Annotated in this window: 9 protein-coding genes and 1 pseudogene; 7 read left to right on the plus strand and 3 right to left on the minus strand. The window is 63.0% G+C overall.

The window, feature by feature from the left end; genetic code table 11:
- Nucleotides 1-39 precede the first annotated feature (39 nt).
- On the plus strand, nucleotides 40-2,193 hold the full coding sequence (locus NKJ57_RS17865; protein WP_352511439.1) for a thiamine pyrophosphate-dependent enzyme: 2,154 nt from the start codon (nucleotides 40-42) through the stop codon (nucleotides 2,191-2,193).
- Nucleotides 2,186-3,778 carry an indolepyruvate oxidoreductase subunit beta family protein gene (locus NKJ57_RS17870; protein ID WP_352511438.1) on the plus strand — a complete coding sequence of 531 codons (1,593 nt, stop codon included), beginning with the start codon at nucleotides 2,186-2,188 and terminating at the stop codon, nucleotides 3,776-3,778. Before NKJ57_RS17865 ends, NKJ57_RS17870 begins: the two co-directional genes overlap by 8 nt.
- Before the next feature lie 132 nt (nucleotides 3,779-3,910).
- Here the strand turns inward: NKJ57_RS17870 and NKJ57_RS17875 are convergent, their stop codons facing one another.
- A complete protein-coding gene (locus NKJ57_RS17875) occupies nucleotides 3,911-4,807 on the minus strand; it encodes a LysR family transcriptional regulator (RefSeq protein ID WP_352511436.1) in 897 nt (298 codons plus the stop codon).
- Between the two features lie 228 nt (nucleotides 4,808-5,035).
- Between NKJ57_RS17875 and NKJ57_RS17880 the strand changes: the two genes are divergently transcribed.
- The 4 genes and pseudogenes from NKJ57_RS17880 to NKJ57_RS17895 all read left to right on the plus strand — a co-directional run bounded on the left by NKJ57_RS17880 (nucleotide 5,036) and on the right by NKJ57_RS17895 (nucleotide 7,969).
- A complete protein-coding gene (locus NKJ57_RS17880) occupies nucleotides 5,036-5,770 on the plus strand; it encodes an SDR family NAD(P)-dependent oxidoreductase (protein WP_352511435.1) in 735 nt (244 codons plus the stop codon).
- A gap of 50 nt (nucleotides 5,771-5,820) precedes the next feature.
- Nucleotides 5,821-6,572, plus strand: a pseudogene (locus NKJ57_RS17885) (SDR family NAD(P)-dependent oxidoreductase).
- Nucleotides 6,573-6,604: 32 nt separating this feature from the next.
- Nucleotides 6,605-7,204, plus strand: coding sequence for an NADPH-dependent F420 reductase (locus NKJ57_RS17890; protein ID WP_352511433.1), 600 nt, complete (start codon nucleotides 6,605-6,607; stop codon nucleotides 7,202-7,204).
- A 132-nt stretch (nucleotides 7,205-7,336) separates the two neighbouring features.
- Nucleotides 7,337-7,969 (plus strand): class I SAM-dependent methyltransferase, encoded by a 633-nt coding sequence (locus NKJ57_RS17895; RefSeq protein ID WP_352511431.1) that lies wholly within the window; start codon nucleotides 7,337-7,339, stop codon nucleotides 7,967-7,969.
- A gap of 269 nt (nucleotides 7,970-8,238) precedes the next feature.
- On the opposite strand, the gene NKJ57_RS17900 is transcribed toward NKJ57_RS17895, so the two are convergent.
- Both NKJ57_RS17900 and NKJ57_RS17905 read right to left on the minus strand, forming a co-directional pair.
- Complete coding sequence (locus NKJ57_RS17900) at nucleotides 8,239-8,832, minus strand: DJ-1/PfpI family protein (protein ID WP_023686902.1); 594 nt, start codon at nucleotides 8,830-8,832, stop codon at nucleotides 8,239-8,241.
- Nucleotides 8,833-8,992: 160 nt separating this feature from the next.
- Nucleotides 8,993-9,691 (minus strand): GntR family transcriptional regulator, encoded by a 699-nt coding sequence (locus tag NKJ57_RS17905; protein ID WP_023667782.1) that lies wholly within the window; start codon nucleotides 9,689-9,691, stop codon nucleotides 8,993-8,995.
- A gap of 175 nt (nucleotides 9,692-9,866) precedes the next feature.
- Here NKJ57_RS17905 and NKJ57_RS17910 point away from each other — a divergent pair, with 175 nt between their 5' ends.
- A complete protein-coding gene (locus NKJ57_RS17910; protein WP_352511429.1) occupies nucleotides 9,867-11,093 on the plus strand; it encodes an iron-containing alcohol dehydrogenase in 1,227 nt (408 codons plus the stop codon).
- Nucleotides 11,094-11,132: the final 39 nt, after the last annotated feature.

Here is an 11,132-nt window from a genome sequence, read left to right on the forward strand (position 1 = left end):
CGCGCTGCCAAGTTTCGGCGGCAACGGAAGGTTGGAAAAATGGCCGAACGGTCTTTTGCCAAGGAAGTCGAAAAGCTCCGGCTCGGCGCCGGCGAGGAGTTTGCCGGCGAGGGCATCCTCGCCATCACCAAGGCGCTGCTGCAATGCGGCGTCGGCTATGTCGGCGGCTACCAGGGCGCGCCGATCAGTCATCTGATGGACGTGCTGGCCGACGCGCAGGACATTCTGGGCGAGCTCGGCGTGCATTTCGAGGCGAGCGCCTCGGAAGCCACCGCCACCGCCATGCTGGCGGCCTCGGTGCATTACCCCATTCGCGGTGCGGCGACCTTCAAGTCGACCGTCGGCACCAACGTCGCGTCCGACGCACTGGCCAACCTCGCCTCCGGCGGCGTCACCGGCGGCGCGCTGATCATCGTCGGCGAAGACTATGGCGAAGGCTCCTCGATCATGCAGGAGCGCAGCCATGCCTTCGCCATGAAGAGCCAGGTCTGGCTACTCGACCCGCGCCCCAATTTGCCGTCGATCGTCAAGGCGGTGGAGGATGGTTTCGAGCTGTCCGAGGCATCCAACACGCCGGTGATGCTGCAGGTGCGCATCCGCTGCTGCCATGTGCATGGCCATTTCATCGCCAAGGACAACAAGCGCCCGCCGATGACGGTGGCCGATGCGCTCGACGCGCCGCGCCGCGACACCGGCCGCATCGTGTTGCCGCCCGCCTCCTTCCTGCACGAGAAGGAGAAGGTGCAGAAGCGCTGGCCGGCGGCGGTGGAGTTCATCGCCAAGAACAAGATCAACGAATTCTTCGGCTCGGACCACGGCTCGGTCGGCATCGTCATGCAGGGCGGCATGTACAATTCGGTCATCCGCGCGCTGCAGCGTCTCGGCCTCGCCGACACCTACGGCGAGACGGATGTGCCGCTCTATGTGCTCAATGCCGTCTATCCCCTGATCGACGACGAGTTCCTCACCTTCTGCGAAGGCAAGCAGGCGGTGCTCGTGGTCGAGGAGGGCCAGCCCAACTACATCGAGCAAGCCTTTGCCGCCATGCTGCACAAGGCCGGGCGCGGTACCAGACTGGTCGGCAAGGAGTATCTGCCGATGGCCGGCGAATACACCGGCCAGGTCATGCTCGACGGCATCGGCGCCTTCCTGCGCGCCGAGGCCTCGCATCTCTTGCCGGGCGAGGTGCGCGCGCCCAACAAGGTCGGCGACGGCGTCGACACCGCCGACCTGATCAATGTCGTGCCGGGCCGTCCGCCGGGCTTCTGCATCGGTTGCCCGGAGCGGCCGATCTTTGCCGCGACAAAGCTGGTCGAGCAGGAACTCGGCAAGCACCACATCGCCTCCGACATCGGCTGCCATTTGTTCTCGATCATGCCGCCCTTCGAGCTTGGCGCCACCACCATGGGTTACGGGCTCGGGCCGGCCTCGGCTTCAGCCTTCAATTCGCCCGACGCCAAACGGAGGTCGATCTCCTTCGTCGGCGATGGCGGCTTCTGGCACAACGGCCTGACCTCCTCGATCGGCAACGCGGTCTTCAACAAGAACGACGGCGTCATCGTCATCGTCGACAATTTTTACTCCGCCGCCACCGGTGGGCAGGACATCCTGTCGTCGCGTGCGGGCAACAAGACCAAGTCGACCAAGCATCCGATCACCGAAGCGGTGAAGGGCATGGGCGTCAAATGGCTGCGCCACATCGACCGCACCTACGATGTCGGCAAGATGCAGGACACGCTGCGCGAGGCGCTGACGACGGAGGAAAAGGGACCAAAGGTCATCGTCGCCTCTTCCGAATGCATGCTCAACCGCCAGCGTCGCGAAAAGCCGCTGGTCGACAAGGCGATCAAGGGAGGGACCCGTGTCGTCAAGCCGAAATTCGGCGTCGACGAGGACATCTGCACTGGCGACCACGCCTGCATGCGGCTGTCCGGCTGCCCGTCGCTGTCGGTGAAATCGCTCGACGATCCCTTGCGTGACGATCCGGTGGCATCGATCGACCAGAGCTGCGTCGGCTGCGGCAATTGCGGTGAGGTGGCGGACGCCGCCGTGCTGTGCCCATCCTTCTACCGCGCCGATGTCGTGCACAATCCGGGCCGCTGGGACCGCTTCCTGGAAAGCGCTCGCCGCGCCGTGATCGGCCTGATGCAGCGCCGCCGCGAGAGCCGTAGGTTGACGTTCGCCGATGCTTGACCAGGCTTCGCCCTTGCGCCCGAAATCCGGTGCCGCCGATACCGAGCCGGTGATCAAACTCGCTTTGCTCGCGGTCGGTGGCCAGGGCGGCGGTGTGCTCGCCGACTGGATCACCGATGTCGCCGAGCGCAATGGTTACGTCGCGCAATCGACCTCCGTCGCCGGCGTCGCCCAGCGCACCGGCGCTACGATCTATTACGTCGAGATGGCCCGCGACACCGGCCGGCTGCCGGTCTTTGCCCTGTCGCCTTCGCAGGGCGACGTCGACATACTGATCGCCGCCGAGCTGATGGAAGCCGGCCGCGCCATCATCAGGGGCTTCGTCACGCCCGATCGAACCACGCTCATTGCTTCTTCGCATCGCATTGCCGCGGTGTCGGAAAAGATCGAGCCGGGTGACGGCCGGGCCTCGTCTTCCAAGGTACGCGCGACGGCGGAAGCTGCATCGAAACGCTTCGTCGCTTTCGACATGGAAAAGATCGCCGCCGACAATGGCTCGATGATCTCGGCCAGTCTGCTTGGCGCGCTGGCCGGCTCCGACGCATTGCCGTTCAAGCGTGAAAGCTATGAGCAAGCGATCGGCGCCGGCGGCCGGGGCGCGAAAGCCAGCCTCGCTGCCTTCGCCGTTGCCTACGACCGCGCGCGCGGTACGACGGTCCCCGCGCCAGAGCCGGCAGAACCGGCCACGGTCGAACCAGCTCCGGGTGCAGGGCGCGTGAGCGGTCCGCAGAACCTGCTGCAGGGTTGGCAGGCGCTGGCCGCCCGCATCGACCTGATGCCCGCGGCGGTGCGCTACATGGCGCTCCGGGGCCTGAGAAAGGTCGTCGACTACCAGGACATCTCCTATGGCGGCGAGTATCTCGACCGGCTCGACCAGGCGGTCGCGCTGGATAGCGCTGAACATGCCCATGCATTGTCCATCGCTGCCGCCAAGCATCTGGCCAACGCGCTGTGCTACGACGACATGATCCGCGTCGCCGATCTCAAGACACGTTCGACGCGTGACCGGCGGGTGCGCAAGGAGGTGGGCGTCAAGGACGGCTCCATCCTGCAGGTGACCGAATATTTCCATCCGCGCATCGAGGAGTTCTGCGGCACCTTGCCGGCGGGGTTGGGCAGCTACATCGAGAACCGACCGAAACTTGCCGGCTTTCTCGACCGGCGCATCAATCACGGCCGGCGCATCCGCACCGACAGCTTTGCCGGCTTTGCGGTCCTCTGGTTCATTGGCGGCCTGCGCCGCTGGCGCCGCCGCCTGTTGCGCCACAAGGTGGAGACGGCGCATCTGGAGCGGTGGTATGCATTGGCACTTGGATATGTGCCCCAGGATTACGCGCTCGCCGTCGAAATCCTGAACTGCCGCCGGCTGATCAAGGGCTACAGCGACACCCACCTCCGCGCCCAGTCCAAATTCGATCGCGTGCTGTCGGCGCTCGATCTGGTCAAGGGCCGCGATGACGCTGCCGACTGGATCAGGCGGTTGCGCGAAGCTGCGCTGAAAGACGAGAAAGGCGACATGCTCGATGGCGCGCTGAAGACGGTGGCATCGTTGTCTGATCATGGTGTGGGAAGAGGTCGAGCTTAGGCTGGTACCTCTACGCTACTGCCGCCGTTTCCTACTCCCACTGGATTCGCGGATTGAACACGCCGCTTCAGGCGATCGCAGCTCGGCTTCCACCCGGATTGCGGGAAGCGTTGCCGGCGGACCTGCCGGGGGTCAGTCGCGCGATATGGACAGCCCCGAGAGAAGCGGAGCGTACGTGGCGAGCCTCCGGGATACGAACTCCGTGAAGAGCCGCACCCGCTTCGTCTTGCGTGTCTCGCCTTGCGTGAGAAGCCACAGTGTCCCATGCATGGGCACGTCGATCCCCGGCACCCTCACCAGCAGGGGGTCGGCATCTCCGACGAAGCACGGCAGTTTCGTTATCCCAATCCCCTGGTGCGCCGCGATGATCTGCGTCTCGGCGTCAGGTGTCCTGAACGGTACTCCCGTGACGTGAACTTCTCCCTCGCGCGCCCAGTCCGGAATTCCATGATTGTCTATGCCTATCCACCGGATGGGATCAGGCGTGCCCGCACGCCACGCGGCTAGTCGATCGCGAGACATGTAGACGCCGCTGAACAGCTCCGGTCCCTTCAGGCCGTGAAGATTGAGCGGCAGGGTCTTGCGGTCGGCGACAATGCGGATCGCGACGTCGGCCTCTCGGTTGGTCAGATTTGCCAGCTCGCCGGACGACAAGATTTCCATCTCGATGTCGCGATGCAAACGCGCGAAGTCGGCGAGATCCGGCATGAGCAGGTGTGTCGCGAGGAACGGTGGAAGCGTCACCCGCAAAAGCCCGCGCGCGCTCTGGTCACGACCGAAGACTCGCGTCTCCAGCTGGTGCGACGACGCTTCCATCTGGGTCGCGAGATCGAGGACCTCTTCGCCCGCAGCCGTCAGGCGGTAGCCGGAAGGCAGCTTTTCGAACATCTGCGCCCCGAGGCGTTCCTCGAGCTGAGCGATGCGTCGCAGCACGGTCGAGTGGTTCACACCGAGGTGTGCGGCGGCAGCACGCACCGAGCCTACGCGCGCGGCGGCAAGAAAGTAGCGAACGTCATCCCAGTCGATCATGGTGCATTCCTGCGCAGCGCAGTGCGGCTTGCAAAGCCCATACTAACACGATCAGCCGTAGTTCGTGCGGTCGCCGCGGCGTTCAATCATCTAGCTGGATCGTTTTCGCACCAGCGATGTGCGCGATTGCGCACTCACCGCCCGACTTCGGCGAACCCATCTTGAGGCTCTCGCGGGACTTTCCCGTACAGCCAAAGATACGAGACGGCGAAACGAAGGATGCATGACATGAACAGACTGAATGGAAAGACCGCTGTGATAACTGGCGGCGCTACGGGCATCGGCCGCGCCGCAGCCAAGCGCTTTATCGAGGAGGGCGCCTTCGTCTTCATCTTCGGCCGCCGGCAGGAAGCGCTCGACGCCGCCGTGGCTGACCTTGGGCCTAGTGCCCGCGCGGTTAAGGGCTCGGTCTCGGATGAGGCCGACCTCGACCGACTCTACGCTGCGGTGAAGGCCGAGCGCGGAAGCCTCGATATCGTCTTCGCCAATGCCGGGGCGGGAAGTCCGCTTCCGCTCGGGCAGATCACCGCCAGGCACATTGACGAAACCTTCGACACCAATGTGAAGGGTACGATCTTCACGGTCCAGAAGGCGCTGCCGCTGATCAGCCAGGGCGGTTCGATCATCCTGACCGGCTCGAGCGCCGGCACCACGGGCGCTCCGGGGTTCACTGCCTATAGCGCGAGCAAGGCGGCAGTGCGCAACCTGGCGCGGACCTGGGCGGAGGACCTGAAGGGCACCGGCATCCGGGTAAACGTGTTGTCGCCCGGGGCGACGGCGACCGAACTCGCGAAGGAGGCGTTGGGCGAGGAAGGCCAGAAGGCCTACGGCGCGATGACTCCGCTCCAGCGCATGGCCGATCCGGCGGAGATCGGGGCCGTGGCCGCCTTTCTCGCGTCGCCGGACAGCAGCTTCATGACTGCCAGCGAGGTCGCCGTCGACGGCGGCCTGGCTCAACTCTGACCCCCAGCGCGGTCCATACCTGGCCCGTGCGCAACGAAAGACAAAGAATTATGAAAAAACTCGAAGGCAAGATCGCAGTCATCACGGGCGGAAGCAGCGGGATCGGATTGGCCACAGCCAAGCGCTTCGTAGAAGAAGGAGCGCACGTCGTGATTACCGGGCGAAGAGAGAAGGAGCTGAAGGAGGCCGCAGCCTTCATCATGAAAAACGTTACGACGGTCGTGGTGACGTGTCGCTCCTGGAAGATCTGGATCGCCTCTATGCCGTCGTGAAGGAGAAATATGGTCATATCGACATTCTCTTCGCCAACGCCTGCGCGGGGACGATCGCACCGCTCGCCGTCGCTACCGAGGCACATTTTGATCAGACCTTCGATGTGAACGTGAAGGGTCTGTTCTTTACGGTGCAGAAGGCCCTTCCCCTGTTCAAAGACGGCGGTTTGATCATCCTGAATTCTTCAGTGTCGAACGTGTTGGGGCTTCCAGGGTTTAGTACCTACGCCGCGAGCAAGGCGGCTGTACGCAACTTCGCGCGCGCTTGGACACTGGAATTCAAAGACCGCAAAATCCGCGTCAATGCAATGAGTCCGGGACCAATCGAGACGCCGGCCTTGGAGACAACGACTGGCCTTACCCCTGAGCAAGCCGAGCAAGCGGCCGCCCAGTTTGCGTCACAGATCCCAATGGGTCGCAGGGGCAAACCAGAGGAAATCGCTGCTGCCGTAACGTTCCTCGCCTCCGATGAAAGTTCTTTCGTCACCGGCGTGGATCTCGCCGTCGATGGAGGCATGGCGCAAGTCTGAGCCCGGCATTAGCACCAGATCGGAGAAGTGCTATGAACTATGCAATCGTAGGATTCGGCAATATCGGACAGGCCCTTGCCAAGGCGTTTGCCCGAAACGGCATCGAAGTTTCCGTTGCAACCACACGCGACCCGGAAAGCTTTGCCGCCGATGCGGCCGCGATCGGACCCACGATCATCCCCAAAAAACTGGCGGAAGCCATCAAGGCGGACATCATCTTTTTGGCTGTCCGCTTCGAGGCGCACCCGAATGTCGCGAAGGCGCTCCGCACATGGCAGGGGAAGACGATCATCGATGTGACCAATGCCTATGGCGTGCCCCCTGAGGAACTGGGAGGGCAACCTTCTTCCAAATTCATCGCGCAGGCCTTCTCTGGCGCAAAACTGGTCAAGGGCTTCAACCATCTGGTCGCCCCGGTGCTTGATCAGGATCCGGCCGTACATGGTGGCCGGAGGGTCGTGTTCCTGGCAAGCGACGATGACGCTGCCGCAACACAGATTGGGGAGCTTGCGGAAAATCTCGGTTTCGCGCCGATCAAGCTTGGCGGGGTGTCGGAAGGTGGCCTGCTGGTCCAGGCGCGCGGAAACAGCTGGGGTCATCTGATCTTTGAGGACCTGGTCAAGTTCGACTGACGAGCACGACGTCCCCACCCGAAAAGAGACGACACACGCGATCGGAACTCGGATCGGATCAAGCCCGATCCGATCCGAGCAAATGGAGAAATCACTATGAGCACCGAGAAGAATATCCACTAGGAGACTTCGATGTACGACCAATCCAAGGTATCCGAATTGATCCGGTTCGCACGAATCGAGGCGGGCTCCACCGTGATCGACGTCTACCCTGGCGACGGAGACTGGACGCGCCTCTTCTCCGACATCGTCGGATCAGAGGGGCGGGTCTACAGCTTCGTGCCGGCGGAGGTCGCCCACTTCAAGAACGATCCGGTCGGCCTCATGCGGACGCTCGCGAAGGAGCCGGGCCGAGAGAACGTCGAAGCCACCTCGGCGGACCTCGTCGCGATGCCGGAGGTCACGCCGCCAGCCGATGTCCTATGGCTGCACCTGTTTTACCACGATCTTCACACCGCCCTGATCCAGAAGAAGGGTGCGACGGCGGCCGACTTCAATCGAGCTGTCTACAAGCGGCTGAAACCCGGTGGGTCCTACGTCATCGTCGACCACGCCGCCGCCTCTGGGTCGGGCACGAGCGACACCCGGTCGCTGCATCGGATCGACCCTGCATCCGTCCGCGAGGAGGTGGAGGCGGCCGGCTTCGTACTGGACGCGGAAAGCACCGTGCTGGTGAATAAGGATGACCCGCACTCGATCAAGGTGTTCGATCCCGCGATCAAGGGCGAGACCGATCGCTTCGCGTTTCGGTTCGTGAAGCCCTGACAGCTCCCGGGCGCCGACTTCATGTCGACCTCCCATTGAGTCCATCAACTCAGGTTCGCACCCGTCAAGCTGGGAAAGCTCAACGAGGATGGCGCGCTGGTGCACGCACGCGATGCGGCAGCGCTTGAAGGCGTCCGAGGTGGTGATGGCACAAGGTTCTGGAGCACACCTGCCGCAGGTTCCTGATTTGAACTTGATGAAATGACGGAAGTCGCCGCGCCGTTGAGGGAGCCGGCGCATCCCCTCAGGGATGCGCCGGGACAAACGGTTCAAGAATGGTGGATTTCCGTTCCCAACACCTTCAGGCATTCACGGATGAACGCCGCAAGCGCGGTCCAGCCTTTGGCTGAAACCATGGTCCCATCGACATAGGCGTCGGTGGGAGACAGATCGATATAAGTGCCGCCGGCAAGCGTCACCTCCGGCTCGCAAGCGGCGAGCGCCGCCACCTTTTTGCCGCGCACGACGCCGTCGACCGCGATCAGAATCTGGACGCCATGGCAGATCGTGAAGATCGGCTTTTTCGCCTCGTGGAAATGGCGCACCATTGCCTGTATCCGCTTGTCGGTGCGGATGTATTCGGGGCCACGACCGCCGGCGCAATAGACAGCGTCGTACTGGCTCAGCTGCCTCTCGGCGTCGGCGAAGGTCTTGTTGATCAGCGCGTTATGGCCGGGCTTTTCGGTGTAGGTCTGATCGCCCTCGAAATCGTGCAGCGATGTCTTGATCATGTCTCCGGCGCTTTTGTCGGGGCACACGACATGAACGGTGTGTCCCACCGCTTCCATCGCCTGCTGATAGACGAAGATTTCATACTCCTCGGTGAAATCACCGGTCAGCATCAGGATTTTTTTGGCTGGCATGTCTTTTCCTCTCGGCTTGTTTCAGGGGCGAGGTGCACTGCGCGCCTCGCTTCCCGGGATCGAAATCGGCTCAGAACGGGGAATAGAATTCGTAGGCGGCAGGCTGGGCGGACAGCGGCGCGCCGCGCTTGAGGGTGCTCTGACAAGCAACATCGCCAGGCTACTCGAACGCAGGCAGGAGCCTGTCCCGCGAATTTTCGATGTGCGCGCGCATGGCTTTTTCGGCGGCGTCCGGATCGCCCGCGGCAAAGGCAGCGAGAATAGCCTCGTGCTCGTCGAGCGCCTCTTCGGTCACCCTGGAGTGATACATCAGGCGGAAGATATGGAAGTGGGTATGCTGGTGATTCAGTGTCTCGCGAATGAGTTCGTTTTGGGCAAACTCGACGATCTTGTCGTGGAAGATCGCATCCTGACGGGCGAAGTTCGAATAGCGCAGGCGTTCGTCTTTCCCCACCCGCCGAGCCATGACGCCGGCCGCCTCCTGCAGCGCGGCAAGGCGCTCGCCGTCCATTGTTGCGGTGGCTTTGGCCGCGGCGGCAGGTTCAAGCAATAGACGCAGCTCGTAAAGCTCGTCGAAGCGCCGGCGGGTGATTTGCGGGGCGGCGCGATAGCCGATCAGGTGGGTTTTCAGAACCAGCCCTTCCCCCTCCAGCCTGCCAAGCGCTTCACGAATGGGGGTATGCGAGACGTTGAATTCCTTGACGAGATTGTCGACGGTGATGCGCGATCCCGGAGCAATCCTCAAAGACATCAGCTGCGCGAAGATTGCCTCGTACACGTCGCCGGCCAGGCTGTTGGCGCGCTGGATGCGGCCGGTCGCGCGGGCTTCATTGTCAACCGTCAGATCCGTGTTCTGCATTGTTTGCCTCTTGACAGAACCACCCACTAACACGATGCTCCGCGAAACTCAATCCTATATCCTATACGATTTTATTAGAGGGGTATCGCATGATCATGACCTGCAGCGCCGAGGTCGGCCTCTGGCACGAAGCCAAGCCTGTCGGCTTCCAATCCGTCTTCGCAGGATCTTGTGCATGAGCTTGTTTGCAGCGGCGCGCCTGCCGAGCGAGATTCTGTTTGGCAGAGGCCACCGCCATGTCCTGCCTGCCATTGCCGCCAAATATGGGCGGCGTGCGTTCGTCTGTACCGATGAGCGCTTCGCGGCGACGTCGCAGTTCGCCGAGATTCTGGCTGGCTTGCACAACGCGGCGATCGAAGCGCTGGTCTTCGACCGAACGCTGCCGGATGTGCCGCGCGACAGCGTCGCCGCCTGCATTGCGCAGGCGAAGGATTTCAAGTCGGACATGGTGATCGGCATCGGGGGCGGCAGTTGCCTCGACATGGCCAAATGCGCTGCACTTCTGCTCAGCCACGGCGGCAAGCTCGAGGACTACTATGGCGAGTTCAAGGTACCCGGCCCTACCCTTCCGGTAATCGCAGTGCCGACGACGGCTGGAACAGGCTCCGAGGTGACCCCCGTCGCCGTGATCTCCGACCCGGATCGGACGCTGAAAGTGGGTATCGCCAGTCCGCATCTCATCGCGGCAGTGGCGCTTTGCGATCCGGATCTGACGGTGACCTGTCCACCGTCCTTGACGGCGATCGCCGGCGCCGACGCGCTGACGCACGCAATCGAGGCCTTCACAGCGGCCAAACGCGGCGCCGACCCTCATTTGCCGCAACAGCACGTGTTCATCGGCAAGAGCGCTCTGACCGATCATTTCGCGCTTTTGGCCATCAGGCTGCTCGGCCGCAGTCTGGAAAAGGCATATCGCGACGGATCGGACGAGGATGCGCGCGCCGACGTGATGATGGGAGCGCTGGCCGCCGGTTGCGCCTTCGGTACGGCGGGAACGGCCGCCGCCCATGCGGTGCAGTATCCCGTTGGCGCGCTTACCCACACCCCGCATGGCCTGGGAGTGGCCACGATGCTGCCCTATGTGATGACCTACAATCTGGCCGCAGCAGCCGCGGAGATTGCGGAAGTCGGCACTGCTCTTGGCCTTTCCCTTCAGGGCGGGGGCGCCGATGCCTTGGCGCACGCCACCATCCGTGAGGTGAGCCGGCTGTTTGGCGCCATCGGCATCACACCGACATTGGCCGAACTGGGTCTTCCCGAAGACAAGATCGACTGGACGGCCGAGCAGGCGCTCGGCATCGACCGATTGATCAAGAACAATCCGCGTCCGTTCGACCGCGCCGCGATGCGACAGCTGGTCAGGGCTGCCTATGACGGCGACATGTCCGCCACCATGATGTGATCGACCAGGAGTTCATCCAATGAACATTGCCGCAGGCAT

It is taken from the genome of Mesorhizobium sp. M0077 (assembly GCF_040322955.1).
Taxonomy (GTDB): domain Bacteria; phylum Pseudomonadota; class Alphaproteobacteria; order Rhizobiales; family Rhizobiaceae; genus Mesorhizobium.

What these genes read in the sequence shown, in the direction of transcription:
- NKJ57_RS17895 (WP_352511431.1), top strand. Translation starts at nt 7,337, where the DNA reads ATGTACGACCAATCCAAGGTATCCGAATTGATCCGGTTCGCACGAATC.
- NKJ57_RS17865 (WP_352511439.1), top strand. Translation starts at nt 40, where the DNA reads ATGGCCGAACGGTCTTTTGCCAAGGAAGTCGAAAAGCTCCGGCTCGGC.
- NKJ57_RS17905 (WP_023667782.1), bottom strand. Translation starts at nt 9,691, where the DNA reads ATGCAGAACACGGATCTGACGGTTGACAATGAAGCCCGCGCGACCGGC.
- NKJ57_RS17890 (WP_352511433.1), top strand. Translation starts at nt 6,605, where the DNA reads ATGAACTATGCAATCGTAGGATTCGGCAATATCGGACAGGCCCTTGCC.
- NKJ57_RS17880 (WP_352511435.1), top strand. Translation starts at nt 5,036, where the DNA reads ATGAACAGACTGAATGGAAAGACCGCTGTGATAACTGGCGGCGCTACG.
- NKJ57_RS17900 (WP_023686902.1), bottom strand. Translation starts at nt 8,832, where the DNA reads ATGCCAGCCAAAAAAATCCTGATGCTGACCGGTGATTTCACCGAGGAG.
- NKJ57_RS17875 (WP_352511436.1), bottom strand. Translation starts at nt 4,807, where the DNA reads ATGATCGACTGGGATGACGTTCGCTACTTTCTTGCCGCCGCGCGCGTA.
- NKJ57_RS17910 (WP_352511429.1), top strand. Translation starts at nt 9,867, where the DNA reads ATGAGCTTGTTTGCAGCGGCGCGCCTGCCGAGCGAGATTCTGTTTGGC.
- NKJ57_RS17870 (WP_352511438.1), top strand. Translation starts at nt 2,186, where the DNA reads ATGCTTGACCAGGCTTCGCCCTTGCGCCCGAAATCCGGTGCCGCCGAT.